Source organism: Pseudoalteromonas sp. SG45-1, from assembly GCF_014164135.1.
GTDB classification, from domain to species: Bacteria; Pseudomonadota; Gammaproteobacteria; order Enterobacterales; family Alteromonadaceae; genus Pseudoalteromonas; species Pseudoalteromonas distincta.
The window spans coordinates 38,365-55,432 of the sequence record NZ_JACJEP010000013.1 but is presented as its reverse complement, the minus strand read 5'-3'; the positions used below and the strand labels follow the sequence as shown (position 1 = coordinate 55,432).

The window sequence follows — 17,068 nt, the reverse complement described above, 5'->3', positions numbered from 1 at the left end:
TTAGTCGGGCTTTTTATTTGTTTAATAAATAAGTACATTAGATTGGTACATCACCATTTAAAGAGCGAATACAATGAGTGTAGAACAACAAGAAATAGGCCAATACGTTTGTTTGCAAGCGCCTTTTACTATGCTTGATAGCAGCGCATGCGAATACTTTGTAAATCATCTTGATATTATTTACCTTACCCGCGAAAACCAAACTCAGTGGTTACAAAGTGAAAACCCTAAACTATTTTTAATTCGCTCTGGTTTGTACGACCTCGTTGATGGCAAGGGCGATGTTGTTACGCGCTTAGCGCAAGGTGACTATTTTGGTTTTCCGTCGCTATTAACTGGTGAGGCAATTCAAAATAGGTTAGAAGTACAAAAAGAGGGGATAGTGTATATGCTCTCTCAAACGCACTTTGATTTTTTACGCAGAGAATATAAATCGTTTGAGCAATACTTTGTACGCGCTCATGCTAACCGGTTGTTGTCATCGCATTATAAAAGTAAAAACGATAGCTGGTCGGAACGTAAAATATCAGAGCTGATGACGCGCACAGCAATTACGCTTACGCCCGATGCAAGTATTAGGCAAAGTGCTAAAAAAATGAAAGAGCATGGCGTATCGTCAATAATGATAACGCAGCACGCGCACTTAGTAGGGGTTGTGACCGACCGCGATTTACGCAACCGAGTACTTGCCGACGAGGTAGATCCACAAGACGCAGTAAGCAGTATTATGACCGCAAAACCTAAGTTTATATTTGAAAATAACCGGGTGTTTTCGGCGCTGCACTTAATGCTTAAATACAATATTCACCATTTGCCCGTGCTTGACGAAAACCATAACCCGATAGGGATGATAACCAGCACCGATTTACTGCGCCAACAAAAAAGTGACCCCGTACAGCTTATTGGGCGCATATATAAAGCGCACACTGTTACTGATTTAAAACGCTACGCTAAAGAAATTCCCGAACTTTTGCGTAGTTTTTCGTACAACATTGACGACATATCGCTAATTGGTAAATTACTCAGTGGTTTAACCGATGCGCTTACATCGCGCCTGATTCACTTATTTCAAGAAGAGCATGGCGCAGCGCCAACCAGCTTTAGTTTTATTTGCTTTGGCTCGCAAGCACGCGAAGAACAAACCCTGCATTCAGATCAAGATAACGGCTTATTACTCCCTAACGACTTAACCACCGAGCAACACGCTTACTTTAAAAGTATGGGGGAGTTTGTATGCGAGAATTTAGTTGAGTGCGGCATTAGGCGTTGCCCAGGTAATATTATGGCAAGCAGTGATGAGTGCCGTATGAGCGTAAACGACTGGAGCGAGCGCTTTTTTAAATGGATAAAAAGCCCCACACCCAATGCAATGCTTAACTGTAAGATATTTTTTGACCTGCGATTTATTGAAGGTTCAAACGCTTTATACACAGCTTTTTGCGAGCAACTAATTCGTATATCGCGTAACGACTTATTCTATGCCGCAATGGCAACCGACATAAGCAGCAACAGCGTGCCAATTGGTTTATTTAATAAATTTAAAACAGAAAGAACAGATCAAAATAATAAATACATAGATTTAAAAAAACGCGGTGTTGTAATTATAAATGACATAGTGCGGTTATACGCTTTAAAAGCGGGTATTAGGCGCGCCAACACGCAAGAGCGGTTGGACGCACTACTAAAACATAAACTGATCAGCAAAGAAGATATATACAACCTAAAAGACTGCTGGCGGTTCTTAACGCAGCAGCGCTTGAGTACACAAATAAACGAAGAGGGCTTACCGAGTAATTGTATTAATCCTAATAAATTAAACTCACTAGAGCGCCATCAACTAAAAGAAGCGTTTTATCTTGTTAAACAAGCGCAGCAAGCCGCTGCGTTTAAGTTTGCTCGCGGCAGTTTATAATGATGGATTACTAACATGGTAAAAAAGCTGCTCACTCGGTATTTAAAGCGCCGTAAATTACTAGGCAAAAATGCCTTACAACAACGTTACTTAGTGATTGATTTAGAGCTCACTGGGCTTGATGCAAAACAGCACGAAATTGTATCGGTAGCGTGGGTGATAATAGATAACCAATGTATAAAAATGAGCGAGTCGCAGCACCTTATAAATAAAAACGTAAAAAGCCTTGAGCAAAGTCCTGTTTTTCATGGGATTAGCGACGATGCTATAACAAAAGGACAGAGCTTGTGCAGTATATTAACGCAACTAAGCAGCCACTTTAGTGATTGTATTTTAGTGTTTCATAATGCCATGCTCGACTGGGGGTTTTTAAAAATAGCGCTTAAAAATGCCAATATAACTATACGGCCTAAACTGATACTCGACACACTGCATATTGAGCAAAAGCGCTTACTCCATCATTCAACTGAAATAAAACAAGATGATTTAACCCTTAATGCTTGCCGCACACGTTATGAGTTACCAAGCTATCATTGCCATCACGCACTGACCGATGCACAAGCCACTGCCGAGTTACTGCTAGCCCAGTGCCATCAAATAAGCCGTGGCAAAGAGTTAAAAGTAGGCGAGTTGATGTAGGTTGGCTGTAGGCGGGGCTTTATGCCGCGCGAGATAAACTCCCGCCAACAATAAAGAGTAGTTTACTTTTATTGTTATCCGTATAACTATAGGTACAGTTACGTAATCATTATCTAACTAATCACTTCAAGGACGATCATGAAACTCATCACTGCCATTTTCTTAACCTTATTCCCACTCATCACTTTTGCTAATTCAAGTTTGCCTGCTAATCGCCATATTGCAGTGCAGGGTACTGCAGAGGTATTAGCAAAGCCCGATATGGCTAAGATTTCTTTTGAAGTAATAAGCTTTAAAGACAAATCACTTGATGCAAAACGTGATGTTGATGACCGAGTAAATTTGTTACTTAAAGGTTTAAGCAAGTATGGTGTTAAGGAGACTGATGTTTCTGCTACAAGCCTGTTAACTCATAATGATGACGATATGTTTAATGTCGAGAGCGGTACAGCAATTAATGCAGGATATGTAGCAACAAGAACACTTAAAGTAACATTAAGAAATATTGAAAAAGTGAATGATTTTATCGATTTTGCACTAAGTGTAAAAATTAATGAACTGACGAATATTGAGCTTATGTCTTCAAAAGCCTCGCAGTTAGAAGCTGAAGCAACACAAGGCGCAATAGATAACGCTATAGTTAAAGGGGGTAAGCTTGCCAAAGCATTTGGCGCAGAGATTGGAAAAATTTACAGTATTAATTCAAATTCTAACCGTTCAAGTTATGGTTATGGCGTAGATGATTTTGAGAGAATAGTTGTGACCGGCTCTAAAGTTACTAGAAATCCATTCGAGCAAGGCAGGTATTTACAAGAAACTATTACATTTAAATCATCAATAAACGTGGTGTTTGATTTAGAGGTAAATGATTAAGTTAAAATTTTCATTTCAAATACATTTTCATAATGTAAGCTGGCTTTAAGTTTTTGATTAATTTGAAGGTAGCCATATTATGAGCGATGAAAGCAACACGTTAAAAGCACAAACTGAGGCAAAAGTAGCAGCAGGGCGCAAAGGTAATTCTGATTTTATGAAAGGTGTTGATGAAACGATTGCACAAGCAAAAGCGTTTCAACAAGGTGCTAATGCACTTGATTTAAACCAAATTGCACCAAGTTTTGAGTTACCAAATCAACATGGTCAATCGGTGCAGTTAACTGAGTTACTTGCTAAAGGGCCTGTGGTTGTTACTTTTTATCGTGGTAGTTGGTGTCCGTACTGTAATTTACAACTGAAAGCACTGCAGTCACGTTTACCTGAAATTCATGCTTTAGGTGCGCAGCTGGTGGCTATTAGCCCGCAAGTACCCGATGGCTCAATGAGCGAAAGCGATATAAGTAACATGGATTTTTTAGTGCTGAGTGATCAAAATGCCGATGTAGCAGCAAGCTACGGCGTAGCATGGCAAGTGCCCACATTTTTACTCGAGCATATGCGAGTAGACCGAGGCCTAGATTTAGAGTCGGTTAACAATGGCAATAGTAGTGTTTTACCGATCCCTGCCACCTTTGTTTTAGATAAACAAGGTAAAGTGACTTGGCGTTATGTTGATGTTGATTATCGTACTCGTTCTGAGCCAGGAGATATAATTAACGCTTTGAAAAATTTAGTATAAAAAACTTAATTTTAAAAGTCAGACCCCTTGAAGAGCTTGCAATGCCTAAGCTCTTCAACGTTAATTTAAAGTTTCTAATGCTTCCCTCTTATAATCAGATGCAAGGTCGATTACAATACAGACATCTAAAAGGCGTATTGCCTTTATCTGCACGCTAAAAGAGTGGATTTTATATTTCATGGCAATCAAACTTGCAATTAATGGTTTTGGTCGTATTGGTCGAAATATTGTCCGCGCGTTATACGAGTCTGGTTTGAGCGACGATATAAAAATTGTTGCGATTAACGAACTTGCTGATCCTGAAGCTATTGCTCATTTATTAAAATACGACACATCCCACGGTCGTTTTTCTTTTCCTGTAAAACTTGGTGAAGACACCATTAGTGTTGCAGGCGATACCATTGCACTTTTTTGTGAAGAAAACCCAATTGAATTACCTTGGCAAACGCTCGATGTAGACGTTGTACTTGAATGTACGGGTGTTTACCACTCGCGTGAACATGCGCAGTTACATATTACCGCAGGTGCTAAAAAGGTGTTGTTTTCGCATCCGGCCGATAACGATGTTGATGCTACGATTGTGTATGGCATTAACGACGATGAGCTTAAAAGCGAGCACACAATTGTTTCTAACGGATCGTGTACAACTAACTGTGTTGTGCCGGTTATTAAAGTATTAGATGATGCATTTGGTATTGAGTCGGGCGCTATTACAACGATTCATGCGTCGATGAACGATCAACAAGTGATTGATGGTTATCATCATGATTTACGCCGTACTCGCGCTGCAAGCCAATCAATTATTCCAGTTGATACAAAGCTCGCTCGTGGTATAGACCGTATTTTACCTAAATTTAAAGGCCGTTTTGAAGCCATCGCCGTACGTGTACCTACTATAAATGTCACGGCAATGGATTTAAGTGTAACGGTTAATACCGATGTAGATTTAAATGCAGTAAATAATGCACTTAAAGCACAAGCAAAAGACCGCTTAGAAGGTATTTTAAGTTATACCGAAGAGCCGCTTGTATCGGTTGATTTTAATCACGACCCACATTCTTGTATTATTGATGGCACACAAACACGTGTTAGTCACAAACGACTGATAAAGTTATTAGTATGGTGTGATAACGAATGGGGTTTTGCTAATCGTATGCTCGACACAGCGCGTGCTATGATGGCAGTGAATAAGTAATTTATTAATATAATAATTTTAAACGTATTTTTCAGGTTCAGTATCGTTAACTAAGGAGATGTTCATGTCGGTCATAAAAATGGCAGATTTAGATTTAAACGGCAAACGCGTATTAATTCGTGAAGATTTAAATGTACCAGTTAAAGCAGGTAAAGTGACGTCAGATGCGCGTATTCGTGCAGCACTACCTACTATTAAACTAGCCCTTGAGAAAGGCGCTAAAGTAATGGTTATGTCACACCTTGGCCGTCCTACGGAAGGGGAATACGATGAAGCGTTTTCGCTTGCACCTGTAGCTGATTACTTAAACGATGCCCTAGAGCAAACTGTACGTTTAGAAAAAGATTACCTAAACGGTGTTGATATTGCTGATAACGAAGTGGTTGTTTTTGAAAATGTGCGCTTTAACAAAGGCGAGAAGAAAAACGACGAAGCGCTATCTAAGCAACTAGCAGCACTGTGTGATGTATATGTAATGGATGCATTTGGTACGGCTCACCGTGCACAAGCGTCTACCCATGGCGTTGGTTTATTTGCTGATGTGGCATGTGCAGGTCCATTGTTATCGGCTGAGCTTGAAGCGTTAGGAAAAGCACTTGATAATCCAGCGCGTCCATTAGTAGCGATTGTTGGTGGTTCTAAAGTATCTACTAAGCTTACCGTTTTAGATTCACTTTCTAAAATTGTTGACCAATTAGTTACCGGCGGCGGTATTGCAAATACCTTTATTGCTGCATCAGGTAGCCCAGTTGGTAAATCGCTTTACGAACCTGATTTAATGGATGAAGCGAACCGTTTATGTGCAGCAGCGATTGCTAATAATGGTGAAATTCCGGTACCGACTGACGTAGTGGTTGGTAATGAGTTTTCTGAATCTGCTGTAGCTACACTTAAAGATGTAAGCGAAGTAACAAGCAATGATATGATTTTTGATATTGGCCCTGATACAGCGAGCAAGCTTGCAAAAATTATTGCAAATGCAGGCACTGTTGTATGGAATGGTCCAGTTGGCGTGTTCGAGTTTGACCAGTTTGGTAATGGTACTCGTGCTATTGCACAAGCAATTGCTAACTCAAATGCGTTTTCAATTGCGGGTGGTGGTGATACCTTAGCCGCAATCGATAAATACGGCATTGCCGATAAAGTATCTTATATTTCTACTGGTGGTGGTGCGTTCTTAGAGTTTTTAGAAGGCAAAAAACTTCCAGCAGTTGAAATGCTAGAGTCGCGCGCTAAGTAATTTTAGTGGCGTAAGGTGAGGGGGTAATAGCCCTCACAGACAATTAATTACTAAATACCTCTCACCCTAATTTAGTCGTTAATTTAGACGGAATATTACTGCAAAGCAGTGGTTTTTCGTGGCGTTGTTATAACGCCAAACTAACACATCCGTTCAAACTAGATGGTAGGGAACTACTGTCGATAAATTGGAGAATACCCAATGGCTTTAATCAGTATGCGACAACTTTTAGATCATGCAGCAGAGCATGGTTACGGCGTACCTGCTTTTAATGTTAACAATCAAGAGCAAATGCGCGCAATAATGGAAGCGGCTGACAAAACAAACAGCCCAGTAATCGTTCAGGGATCAGCTGGTGCACGTGCTTATGCTGGTGCTCCATTTATTCGTCATATGATTTTAGCAGCCGTTGAAGAATGGCCACATATCCCAGTTGTAATGCATCAAGATCACGGCACATCGCCAGGTGTGTGTCAGCGTTCAATTCAGCTTGGTTTTTCATCAGTAATGATGGATGGCTCGTTAATGAGCGACGGAAAAACCCCTTCAAGCTACGAATACAATGTAGAAGTAACGCGCGAAACTGTTGCGATGGCGCATGCCTGTGGCGTATCGGTTGAAGGCGAGCTAGGTGTACTTGGTTCACTTGAAACAGGTGAAGCTGGCGAAGAAGATGGCGTTGGCGCAGAAGGGTTATTAACAACTGATCAAATGCTAACAGACCCTGAAGAAGCGGCTGATTTTGTAAATAAAACACACGTTGATGCACTTGCAATTGCTTGCGGTACTTCACACGGTGCTTATAAATTTACTCGCCCACCAACAGATGACATTTTAGCGATTGATCGCATTAAAGCGATTCATGCCCGTATTCCTAACACGCACTTAGTGATGCATGGCTCATCTTCAGTTCCTCAAGAATGGTTAGAAATTATTAATCAGTACGGTGGCGAAATTCCAGAAACTTATGGTGTGCCAGTTGAGCAGATTGTTGAAGGCATTAAGTTTGGTGTTCGCAAGGTAAATATTGATACCGATTTACGTTTAGCATCTACCGGTGCAATTCGCCGTCATATGGCGCTTAACCCATCTAACTTTGATCCACGTAAATACCTAGCTGAAGCGACTAAAGCAATGACAGAGATTTGCGTTGCACGCTATAACTCGTTTGGTACTTCTGGTCAGGCTAGTAAAATTAAGCCAATTTCACTTGATGAAATGCACCTTAAATACTTAAGCGGCGAACTAGACCCTAAAATTAGATAATAGATCAATTTATAATTGATCATTATTAGGGCCTGTTTATCTTTCGAGGTTGAATTTGCAGCAGTATGTTTGGTATTTAGGCAAGGCAGAGCCTATGCAGTGTGGTTATTCCCCATAAATAGGCGATAACGTGGAATAAATGCCAAACATGCGCTGCCCGAAGGGTTCTGCTTAGGGGCAATTTACTCTTTGTTGCCTACATGGATGTAGGTAAGGGGCGTGAGCAGGACGCGGAAGCTTTGCTCGGTTTTTACTTAGCCCGCTAGGTTACAAACCTCACGCCGCGATTAAATCGCCCCTAGATTGAACAAATTTTAATCCAGAAAGGTCAACAGGCCCTAAGCCAGTAACTTTGTTGCTGGCTTTTTTAATGTCAGCTCTTTTTATATTACAGATTACGGTTTTTTGATCAGATCACTGCATTACCAACGCGGAATTTTGGGATCACGCATTTACTAACACAGCCTTTTTCGGATCATTACTTTACTAAGCCGAATACACTTTAATGCTATTTCGGGCTCTGAGATAATTTGATCGTTATTTATTTGTATAAACAATCAACAACTTATGACTTTGACTAGGTACAACTCTGATCTGAGGGGGGATCGGCTTGGTAAAAATCTGATCCTTTATTTGGGGCTTAGTAAAATTTAGATCTATTTTTGAACGTATTGTTTGGTACACAGGCGGGTTTGTTGATTTTAAAATGGCTTTAAAGCTACTTTTAAACGATCGATCTGTAAAAATGTATTGGTTAGTAAAACAATGATCCCAGCTAGTTTAATATTGTTTAGTGGTTTAAATAGCGATACAAAAAAGATAATTTCAAAAAGTTAGCTATTACATAAATTTATCGTAAATCTCTTTTTATTACGTTAAATATTAAAAAGGTTTTAAAAATATGACGTTAATGAGGTTTTTTGTCACTAATTTGTGTTTTTTTTACCACCATTTTAATTTACACGTTACACTTTCATAAAAATGTCATACTTAGTCATAATAATGAAAACTAATTCGATAGCGTAAGAGATAAATTGGAATGTCACGTAAAGTACTAGTCGTAGATGACGAAGCTCCTATCAGGGAGATGTTGGTTTTTGTTTTAGAGCAAAATGGATTTCAAGCAATTGAAGCAGAAGATTACGACTCTGCTATTGCAGCTATGGTTGAACCTTACCCAGATATGGTTTTACTTGATTGGATGTTACCAGGTGGAAGCGGTATTCAAATTGCTAAAAAGTTTAAGCAAAACGAACACACCCGCCAAATCCCAATTATTATGCTTACAGCTCGCGGCGAAGAAGAAGACAAAGTACGCGGCCTTGAAGTAGGTGCAGATGATTACGTCACCAAGCCGTTTTCTCCTAAAGAGCTTATGGCACGTATTAAAGCGGTTATTCGCCGTGTATCGCCAACCTCATTAGAAGAAGCTATTGAAGTACATGGCCTGCGTTTAGACCCTATTTCTCATCGTGTTACCTCAGAAGGTAACGAGCTTGATATGGGGCCAACCGAATTTAGATTACTGCACTTTTTTATGACTCACCCAGAGCGTGTTTATAGCCGTGAACAACTGCTTGATCATGTGTGGGGAACTAACGTTTACGTAGAAGATCGCACTGTTGATGTGCACATTCGTCGCCTGCGTAAAGCAATTGGCCCACTTGGACATGACCGTTTGGTGCAAACAGTACGTGGCGCTGGGTATCGTTTTTCAAGTAAGCTGTGATCAGCTTAAAGCTTAGCTAATGTGTAAAATACGCATGTATTACTACTCTAAGGTAAAGTGAGTGTATGTATCGAGTTGTTAATAAGCAGGCGTTAGTAAAGCGCCTGTTTATCTATTTTTTACCCTTACTATTAATTGGTGTGCTGGTTGGCGCGCCATTTTTGCTTTTATTTTTAGGATCTTTTTCTCTCCTTATTTGGCACTACCATCAACTTTATCGTTTGAGCGATTGGCTACTTAATCAACGCAGCTTTAATCCGCCAGAGGGTGAGGGTGCATGGGAGCAAGTGTTCGAGGGTATTTATCATCTCCAGCATCGTAATCGTAAAAAACGTAATGAGCTTGCAGATTTAATTCGTCGCTTTCGCGATGGGGCTGAAGCGGTACCTGATGCGGTTGTGGTATTACAAAACGATTTAAGTATTGTGTGGTGTAATCAATTAGCCCTTAAAGTGCTTGGTTTGCAGTGGCCTACCGATCATGGTCAGCGCCTTGATAATTTAATTCGCGAACCTAAGTTTGCTAAATACATGCACAAAGGCGAATTTGACGAGGCGCTTGAGCTGGATAACGGTCACAGTATTGAGCAGGTGCTTGAGTTTAGGGTAATGCCATATGCAAGTACGCAACTTATGGTTGTGGTACGTGATGTAACGCGCTTAAAACAGCTTGAACAGATGCGTAAAGACTTTGTAGCCAATGTGTCGCATGAACTACGTACACCGCTTACAGTAGTTACAGGGTATCTTGAGATGATGGATGGCGACATGATGCCGCCGCCAGCAATGTGGAACAAAGCGCAAAATACCATGCTTGAACAATGCAAGCGCATGGATAGCTTAGTCAGCCAATTATTATCGCTTTCGCGTATTGAAGGTGCACGGCGCCAAGACAACGATAAAGCTATAAATGTACCGCAATTACTTGGTTATATTCACACTGAAGCAAACTCAATTAATCAAGACAAAGGCCACGAACTTATTTTTGATATTGATAAAACCCTTGATATTAAAGGCTCTGAGGATGAACTGCGTAGTGCGTTTTCTAATTTAGTATTCAACGCGATTCATTACACAAAACCAGGCGGTAAAGTAGAAGTTTGCTGGCAGCGCAAAAACAATAAAGCGTGTTTTAGTGTTACCGATAATGGTGATGGTATTGCGCCTGAGCATATTAACCGATTAACTGAGCGTTTTTATCGTGTTGATAAAGCTCGCAGTAGAACAACAGGTGGCTCAGGCTTAGGGCTCGCTATAACAAAACATGTGTTAACTCGCCATGATAGTAAATTAAATATTCGCAGTGAAGTTAACAAAGGATCGTGTTTTTCTTTTGAATTTTCAATAGATAAGATAGTTTCGCTGACTAAATAATTAAGCTAATAGGTCAAGTCATAAAAGTGTCATTTAAGAGTAATGTAACTGTCATGTACTCACTTTAGAGTGGGCAGCAGTTAGAAAATGGAACGAACAAACCGGAGAACTCTACATGAAATTTAAAAACTTAGTTGCCGCAATGGGTGTGGCTGTTACAACTTTCGTATCTGCACAAGCAGTTGCTCTAGACCAAAATATTCCTGAGTATCAAAAAATTAGTGGTGTTTCAGGCAACTTTTCATCAGTAGGTTCTGACACTTTAGCCAACATGATGACGTTTTGGGCTGAAGAGTACAAACGTATTTACCCAAATGTAAATATTCAGATTCAAGCAGCAGGTTCTTCTACTGCTCCACCGGCACTTACCGAAGGTACAGCTAACCTAGGTCCAATGAGCCGTAAAATGAAATCTAAAGAAATCGAAGCGTTCGAAAAACGTTACGGTTACAAGCCAACAGAAGTTCGCGTAGCTATTGATGCACTTGCTGTATTTGTACATAAAGATAACCCAATTGAAGGTCTTCGTATTGACCAAGTAGATGCTATCTTTTCATCTACTCGTAAATGTGGCGCACCAGAACAAGTTAACCGTTGGAGCGATGTTGGTCTAACAGGTGATTGGGCAGCTAAAGATGTGCAACTTTACGGACGCAACTCAGTATCAGGTACGTATGGTTACTTTAAAAAGAAAGCACTTTGTAAAGGTGATTTCCGTAATAACGTAAATGAGCAACCGGGTTCTGCATCAGTAGTACAGTCAATTTCATCTTCATTAAATGCAATTGGTTACTCAGGTATAGGTTATAAAACATCGGGCGTACGTACAGTACCGCTAGCTAAAAAAGGCGATAACTTTGTTGATGCAACACTTGATAACGTTGCACAAGGTAAATATCCATTATCTCGCTTTTTATACCTTTATGTGAATAAGCACCCAAACAAGCCGTTGTCTCCAATGGAAGCGCAATTCTTAAAAATGGTACTTTCAAAAGATGGTCAGCAAATTGTAGAAAAAGATGGTTATGTACCTCTTTCTGCAAAGCTAGTAGAAACAGAACTTAAGAAGCTTGGTTTAAATTAATAAACTATAAGCAATAAAAAACCGCTCATTGAGCGGTTTTTTTGTGCCTAAAACTAAAAACTTTTAGGAATTAAATATTACCTAATTTTTCGGCTTGTGCTTTACATTGATTATAGCTCTCAACACATTTTCCAGAGCATACTTGTTGCTTTAAGCCCTCAGCAGTTGTTTGCTGTTCACAACTACTTTCACACTGGTAGTTTTGTTGAGCACACTGATTCATTTCAGGGTTTTCAACTTGGTTTTGACAACCTGCTAATAGTGCAAAAGTAAGGGCGACTACGCTTGTTTTTATTAAAGAGTGCATGCTTCTTATCCTTAAAATGGAGTCGCAATAATATTAAATTTCGACTTGGATATTGTCGATCAATCTAACACCACCAAAATAGGCTGCGGCTAAAATAACAAATTGAGTATCTTCGATTGTAGCAGTTTTTAATGTATCTCGTTGAGCAATCTCAAAATAGTCTGGTTTTAGGCCTGCTTTCTCTAAACTTTGTTTAGCTAAGCTTTCAAGTTTTACAAAGTCTTTCTCGCCACTTTTAAGTTGCTCAGCGCACGTATTAAGGGCTTTAAATAATACGGTTGCAGTCGCTTTTTGATCATCAGATAAGTAACCATTACGTGAGCTCATAGCAAGGCCAGAAACTTCTCGCATTGTAGGTACACCAATGACTTCAACCGGAATTGATAAGTCGCGTGCCATAGTTTTGATTACTTGTAGTTGCTGAAAATCTTTTTCACCAAAGCAGGCGTAATCTGGTTGCACTAAGTTAAATAACTTAGTTACGATTGTTGCAACACCTCTAAAGTGACCTGGACGTGAGCCACCGCAATAGCCTAATGAAATGTCAGGTACATCTACAAAGCTTTGTGCACCCAGTCCGTTAGGGTAGATTGTTTCTACACTTGGGGTAAATACAATATCAGTGCCTAGTTCAGCAAGGCCTTGTTTGTCTTCGTTTAGCGTACGAGGATAGTTATCTAAATCTTCGTTAGCACCAAATTGCATTGGGTTTACAAAAATACTTACAACGACTTTGTCGGCCAAGTTTTTTGCTTTTTCTACTAGCGAAAAATGCCCACGGTGCAAGTTGCCCATTGTTGGCACAAGCGCCACGCTAAGACCTGCTTGGCGCCATGCTTTAATTTGACTACGTAACGATCTGATTTCAGTTATTGATTGCATTATTTAAACTCATGTTCAGCGCTTGGAAATGCGCCACTTTTAACATCTGTACAATACTTTTGAACGGCTGCAGGCATATTGCCTGTTTCGAGCAAAAAGTTTTTAGAAAATTTAGGAATGTAACCTGCCGAAATACCAACCAGGTCATGCATTACCAGTATTTGGCCGTCAGTTAAGCTGCCTGCACCAATACCAATAGTTGGGATACTTAAAGCGTCTGTAATGCGTTTTGCCAGGGCACTTGGAATACACTCAAGTACTAATAATTGCGCGCCAGCAGCTTCAAGTGCTTTCGCATCATCAATCATTTTTTGTGCTTTATCTTCTTCGCGACCTTGTATTTTAAAGCCACCAAATACATGAACTGACTGTGGTGTAAGGCCTAAATGCCCGCACACTGGGATACCTTGTTGAGTGAGTGCTTTAATGCTCTCGTAAAGCCACTCTCCGCCTTCAAGTTTAATCATGTTTGCGCCAGCGCGCATAAGCTCAGCTGCATTTTTACAGGTATCACTAACGCTTGAGTAGGTCATAAAAGGTAAGTCAGCAATTACAAATAATTCGCGGCTACCAGCGCGTACACAGCGGGTATGATATGCAATATCTTGATTTGTTACGCCAAGGGTGTCATCGCCGCCTTGTAGTACCATGCCCAATGAGTCGCCCACTAAAATAACTTCAACGCCGTTATCATGAAATAACTTTGCAAAACTAGCGTCGTAGGCTGTTAATGCAGTAATTTTGTTATTTTCTGCTTTCATTTTATTTAAAGTAGAAACGGTTATTTTAGACATAATATCCTCGCAGGCAAAAGCCTAGGTTAATTACAGAGGTAATTGTTGTAAGTCGTTGAGCGGTAAGTTATTTGCAATGGTTTTTAATGCAATGCCGCTAGGTAAAATAAGTTCAGGTGCAAGCTCTAATAGTGGGTAAACCACAAACTCGCGATCACTCAAACCATAATGAGGCACGGTTAAGCGCGCCGTATTTATAATTTGATCATCAAATAATAGGGTATCGATATCAAGTGTGCGTGGACCCCAACGCTCAGCTTTTCTTACTCGACCATGCTCAAGCTCAATACTTTGTGTTAAATCAAGTAATTGCTCTGGAGCAAGGGTCGTTTTAATACAGGCTACGGCATTGATATAGTCTGGTTGATCTTGTGGGCCCATAGGCTTACTTGCATAGTAATGCGATACGTTTAAAAATTCACAATTAGGCAGCTTTTTAAGCGCAATTATCGCGTTATCAAGCTGCTCTGTTGGTGAGTTTAGGTTGGCACCTAAACCCAAATAAACACAATGCATGTTATTACTCAGTTGGCTTTTTAGTAGGGCGACGGCGCTTTCGCGGCTTAGGACCACCTTGATGACCTAAGCTTTTAACCATCTCTTTTTGGCCGTTTATATCTTTACTTAAGTATTGTGTCCACCACTGAGCAAGCTCTGTATGCTGAGTTTCGCCTGCATCTACGCGTAATAATAAAAAGTCGTAAGCGGCTTTAAAGCGAGGCTGTTGCGTTAGCCTGTATGCACGTTGGCCAGCACGTTTATCTAAGCGGTGCTGAATATGCCAAATATCGCGAGCACCTAAAGTAAAGCGCTTAGGAACAGCTATATGCTGTGAATTATCGCTTAGTACTTTATTCATTGCTTGTGCGAAAGCATCGTATTCAGATAGTTGCTCATGGCTTTGAATTTTTTTAGTGCGCTCAAGCAGTGGGAACCAAAGTAGGGCAGCAAAAATAAACGCCGGTGTTACTTTTTTATCGGCATTAATACGCTTGTCGGTATTTTGAAACATTTGCTGAATAAGCGTGTGCTCTAAGCCACTTGGGTTTTTATCTAAAATTTTATCAAGTTCAGGAAAAAGTGAGCGGAATAAGCCGTATTTACGCAGCATTAAAAAGTTAGCTTCGGCCTTGCCGTTTAAAAACAGTTTAAGAATTTCTTCAAATAAACGTGCTGGCGGAATGTTATCAAGCAAGCTTGCAAGCTCGCTAATTGGCTTTTCACTTTTAGGCGCAATGCTCATATCAAGCTTAGTGGCAAAACGTACTGCACGTAACATACGAACAGGGTCTTCGCGGTAACGCGTTTCAGGGTCGCCAATAAGCTCGATTTGTTTAGCTTTAATTGCCGCTAAGCCGTTGGCGTAATCGTGAATACTAAAATCTTTAATTGAGTAATAAAGTGCGTTGATTGAAAAGTCGCGGCGCTCTGCATCTTCTTCAATACTGCCAAATACGTTATCACGTAGTAGTTGGCCCTCATTGCTTGATTGGCTTATTTGATTTTTGTCTTCTTGCGCTTCGTGGTGGCCACGCATTGTTGCCACTTCGATAATTTCACGGCCAAATACAATGTGTGCTAGACGAAAGCGACGACCTATCAGGCGACAGTTTCTAAATAGTTTTTTTACCTGATCTGGAGTTGCATTAGTAACTACGTCAAAATCTTTTGGCTGTTGGCCTAACAATATATCGCGAATACAACCACCAACAAGGTAGGCATCGTAGCCACCGTCTTTTAAGCGGTATAATACTTTGATTGCATTTGGGCTAAATTGTTTGCGAGAAATACCATGCTCACCACGAGTGACAACAATAGGTTCACTGCTTACAGAAGCGCTTTCGGCACTGGTATTCGGGCCGATTATTTGTCGGCAAAATTGAAAAAGCTTGGAAATAATAGTCTGTCTCCTAGAAGGTGTGATTGACTCTGCATCGCAATCAAAAGTTACAGCAAATAGGGCGGTTATAACCCAGTACAAGCTGTTTGACGTAATTAGCATATATTTAGGCGGCTATCATATACCAGCAGGGTTTAAAAATTAAGTTGATGTGTTGAAATTAAGCCGTTTTTAGCTATTTTATTTACTTAAATGTGTAAATTGGACTTTCTGGCTATGTGGATGTTGAGAAATTTGTATTTCGGATACTTGGGGGACCTGTTTTAAGCTAAAGTTTTTAATTCCCCAATCGATTAATTGTTCTATATTTAAGTCGCTTAAATCAGCTATAACAGGTAGCCCTAAAAATTCAAAAGCGCTAATTAAAGCAGGCTTTGGATTTTGCTTACAAATGGCGGGGGCATAATTTTGTTTAGATAGTTTAAAACCGGGTTTGGCAACCGCTAAAGGTAAATGAGCAAATTCAGGTACAGGGCTGTCGAGTTGTTTAAACAAACTAATTTGCCGAGCTGTTGGTTCAATTAAATCTGCGCCTCTTACAATTCGATTTATGCTTTGATCGATATCATCGACGACCACAACAAGTTGATATGCAAATAAACCGTCACTGCGTTTAATTAAGTAATCTTCGTGGGATAATGCACTATTTACCGATATATCACCTTGAATTAAATCACTAAATTGAGTCGTTGGATGTTGCTGAACTAAACGAAGCGCGCCGGATTGAGTATGATGATTAAGTGCTTTGCAATGCCCCTGATAAATACCGCCAATGGCTTTTATTTGCTTGCGAGTACAGGTGCAACCATAAACAAGGTTTTGCTCTAAAAGTGAGTGGGTAATATCTTGATATAAAGACAGGCGCTGTGTTTGGTATACAACAGGTTCATCCCAATAAAGGGCGTAGGCTTGTAAGGTATTTAGAATATCGGAGTCGGCGTTTTTAACCACGCGCGTAGTGTCAATGTCTTCAATACGAACTAACCATTTTCCTTGATTAGCTTTTGCATCTAAATAGCTACCCACAGCCGCTACAAGTGAGCCAAAATGTAATGGCCCAGAAGGAGACGGCGCAAAACGACCGCGATATTTACGCATAGGCGCAGTAACGGCTGTAGGAGACATAACTAAC

The 17,068-nt window shown here is 40.3% G+C and carries 16 protein-coding genes; 10 read left to right on the top strand and 6 right to left on the bottom strand.

Annotation, left to right across the window (positions count from 1 at the left end):
• Positions 1 to 73: 73 nt before the first annotated feature.
• The 10 genes from H5117_RS12335 to H5117_RS12290 all read left to right on the top strand — a co-directional run bounded on the left by H5117_RS12335 (position 74) and on the right by H5117_RS12290 (position 12,053).
• Positions 74 to 1,912, top strand: a complete 1,839-nt coding sequence (locus H5117_RS12335) for a DUF294 nucleotidyltransferase-like domain-containing protein (RefSeq protein WP_182738091.1) — start codon at positions 74 to 76, stop codon at positions 1,910 to 1,912.
• A gap of 15 nt (positions 1,913 to 1,927) precedes the next feature.
• Positions 1,928 to 2,551 (top strand): 3'-5' exonuclease, encoded by a 624-nt coding sequence (locus H5117_RS12330; RefSeq protein WP_024597163.1) that lies wholly within the window; start codon positions 1,928 to 1,930, stop codon positions 2,549 to 2,551.
• Positions 2,552 to 2,689: 138 nt separating this feature from the next.
• Positions 2,690 to 3,424: an SIMPL domain-containing protein gene (locus H5117_RS12325; protein ID WP_182692796.1), complete on the top strand. Its 735-nt coding sequence runs from the start codon at positions 2,690 to 2,692 to the stop codon at positions 3,422 to 3,424.
• Positions 3,425 to 3,503: 79 nt separating this feature from the next.
• Positions 3,504 to 4,166, top strand: coding sequence for a peroxiredoxin-like family protein (locus H5117_RS12320; RefSeq protein ID WP_182738080.1), 663 nt, complete (start codon positions 3,504 to 3,506; stop codon positions 4,164 to 4,166).
• Between the two features lie 178 nt (positions 4,167 to 4,344).
• Positions 4,345 to 5,361: an erythrose-4-phosphate dehydrogenase gene (gene epd, locus H5117_RS12315; RefSeq protein WP_002961528.1), complete on the top strand. Its 1,017-nt coding sequence runs from the start codon at positions 4,345 to 4,347 to the stop codon at positions 5,359 to 5,361.
• 64 nt (positions 5,362 to 5,425) lie between these two features.
• Positions 5,426 to 6,601, top strand: a complete 1,176-nt coding sequence (locus H5117_RS12310; RefSeq protein ID WP_002961525.1) for a phosphoglycerate kinase — start codon at positions 5,426 to 5,428, stop codon at positions 6,599 to 6,601.
• Between the two features lie 201 nt (positions 6,602 to 6,802).
• Complete coding sequence (gene fba, locus H5117_RS12305) at positions 6,803 to 7,867, top strand: class II fructose-bisphosphate aldolase (protein WP_002961523.1); 1,065 nt, start codon at positions 6,803 to 6,805, stop codon at positions 7,865 to 7,867.
• A gap of 1,039 nt (positions 7,868 to 8,906) precedes the next feature.
• Entirely contained in the window at positions 8,907 to 9,596 is a 690-nt protein-coding gene (phoB, locus tag H5117_RS12300) for a phosphate regulon transcriptional regulator PhoB (protein WP_006791869.1), read from the top strand.
• A 65-nt stretch (positions 9,597 to 9,661) separates the two neighbouring features.
• Positions 9,662 to 10,969 carry a phosphate regulon sensor histidine kinase PhoR gene (gene phoR, locus H5117_RS12295; protein ID WP_182694011.1) on the top strand — a complete coding sequence of 436 codons (1,308 nt, stop codon included), beginning with the start codon at positions 9,662 to 9,664 and terminating at the stop codon, positions 10,967 to 10,969.
• A gap of 115 nt (positions 10,970 to 11,084) precedes the next feature.
• A complete protein-coding gene (locus H5117_RS12290) occupies positions 11,085 to 12,053 on the top strand; it encodes a PstS family phosphate ABC transporter substrate-binding protein (protein WP_002962686.1) in 969 nt (322 codons plus the stop codon).
• Between the two features lie 70 nt (positions 12,054 to 12,123).
• On the opposite strand, the gene H5117_RS12285 is transcribed toward H5117_RS12290, so the two are convergent.
• From H5117_RS12285 to gluQRS, 6 genes are all read right to left on the bottom strand, one after another.
• Positions 12,124 to 12,360, bottom strand: coding sequence for a hypothetical protein (locus H5117_RS12285; protein ID WP_002962684.1), 237 nt, complete (start codon positions 12,358 to 12,360; stop codon positions 12,124 to 12,126).
• Positions 12,361 to 12,393: 33 nt separating this feature from the next.
• Positions 12,394 to 13,242 (bottom strand): pantoate--beta-alanine ligase, encoded by an 849-nt coding sequence (panC, locus tag H5117_RS12280; RefSeq protein ID WP_024597167.1) that lies wholly within the window; start codon positions 13,240 to 13,242, stop codon positions 12,394 to 12,396.
• Positions 13,242 to 14,036, bottom strand: coding sequence for a 3-methyl-2-oxobutanoate hydroxymethyltransferase (panB, locus tag H5117_RS12275; RefSeq protein ID WP_002962679.1), 795 nt, complete (start codon positions 14,034 to 14,036; stop codon positions 13,242 to 13,244). The genes panC and panB overlap by 1 nt, the downstream gene beginning before the upstream one ends.
• 30 nt (positions 14,037 to 14,066) lie before the next feature.
• A complete protein-coding gene (gene folK, locus H5117_RS12270) occupies positions 14,067 to 14,552 on the bottom strand; it encodes a 2-amino-4-hydroxy-6-hydroxymethyldihydropteridine diphosphokinase (protein ID WP_182720669.1) in 486 nt (161 codons plus the stop codon).
• A 4-nt stretch (positions 14,553 to 14,556) separates the two neighbouring features.
• Positions 14,557 to 16,038 (bottom strand): polynucleotide adenylyltransferase PcnB, encoded by a 1,482-nt coding sequence (pcnB, locus tag H5117_RS12265; protein WP_220491487.1) that lies wholly within the window; start codon positions 16,036 to 16,038, stop codon positions 14,557 to 14,559.
• 78 nt (positions 16,039 to 16,116) lie between these two features.
• On the bottom strand, positions 16,117 to 17,061 hold the full coding sequence (gene gluQRS / locus H5117_RS12260) for a tRNA glutamyl-Q(34) synthetase GluQRS (protein ID WP_024597170.1): 945 nt from the start codon (positions 17,059 to 17,061) through the stop codon (positions 16,117 to 16,119).
• Positions 17,062 to 17,068: the final 7 nt, after the last annotated feature.

Excerpts from the sequence above, each read along its gene's own strand:
- fba (WP_002961523.1), top strand. The coding sequence starts at position 6,803 with ATGGCTTTAATCAGTATGCGACAACTTTTAGATCATGCAGCAGAGCAT.
- phoB (WP_006791869.1), top strand. The coding sequence starts at position 8,907 with ATGTCACGTAAAGTACTAGTCGTAGATGACGAAGCTCCTATCAGGGAG.
- H5117_RS12335 (WP_182738091.1), top strand. The coding sequence starts at position 74 with ATGAGTGTAGAACAACAAGAAATAGGCCAATACGTTTGTTTGCAAGCG.
- pcnB (WP_220491487.1), bottom strand. The coding sequence starts at position 16,038 with ATGCTAATTACGTCAAACAGCTTGTACTGGGTTATAACCGCCCTATTT.
- gluQRS (WP_024597170.1), bottom strand. The coding sequence starts at position 17,061 with ATGTCTCCTACAGCCGTTACTGCGCCTATGCGTAAATATCGCGGTCGT.
- H5117_RS12285 (WP_002962684.1), bottom strand. The coding sequence starts at position 12,360 with ATGCACTCTTTAATAAAAACAAGCGTAGTCGCCCTTACTTTTGCACTA.
- H5117_RS12325 (WP_182692796.1), top strand. The coding sequence starts at position 2,690 with ATGAAACTCATCACTGCCATTTTCTTAACCTTATTCCCACTCATCACT.
- H5117_RS12290 (WP_002962686.1), top strand. The coding sequence starts at position 11,085 with ATGAAATTTAAAAACTTAGTTGCCGCAATGGGTGTGGCTGTTACAACT.
- epd (WP_002961528.1), top strand. The coding sequence starts at position 4,345 with ATGGCAATCAAACTTGCAATTAATGGTTTTGGTCGTATTGGTCGAAAT.
- panC (WP_024597167.1), bottom strand. The coding sequence starts at position 13,242 with ATGCAATCAATAACTGAAATCAGATCGTTACGTAGTCAAATTAAAGCA.
- phoR (WP_182694011.1), top strand. The coding sequence starts at position 9,662 with ATGTATCGAGTTGTTAATAAGCAGGCGTTAGTAAAGCGCCTGTTTATC.
- H5117_RS12330 (WP_024597163.1), top strand. The coding sequence starts at position 1,928 with ATGGTAAAAAAGCTGCTCACTCGGTATTTAAAGCGCCGTAAATTACTA.
- H5117_RS12310 (WP_002961525.1), top strand. The coding sequence starts at position 5,426 with ATGTCGGTCATAAAAATGGCAGATTTAGATTTAAACGGCAAACGCGTA.
- panB (WP_002962679.1), bottom strand. The coding sequence starts at position 14,036 with ATGTCTAAAATAACCGTTTCTACTTTAAATAAAATGAAAGCAGAAAAT.
- H5117_RS12320 (WP_182738080.1), top strand. The coding sequence starts at position 3,504 with ATGAGCGATGAAAGCAACACGTTAAAAGCACAAACTGAGGCAAAAGTA.
- folK (WP_182720669.1), bottom strand. The coding sequence starts at position 14,552 with ATGCATTGTGTTTATTTGGGTTTAGGTGCCAACCTAAACTCACCAACA.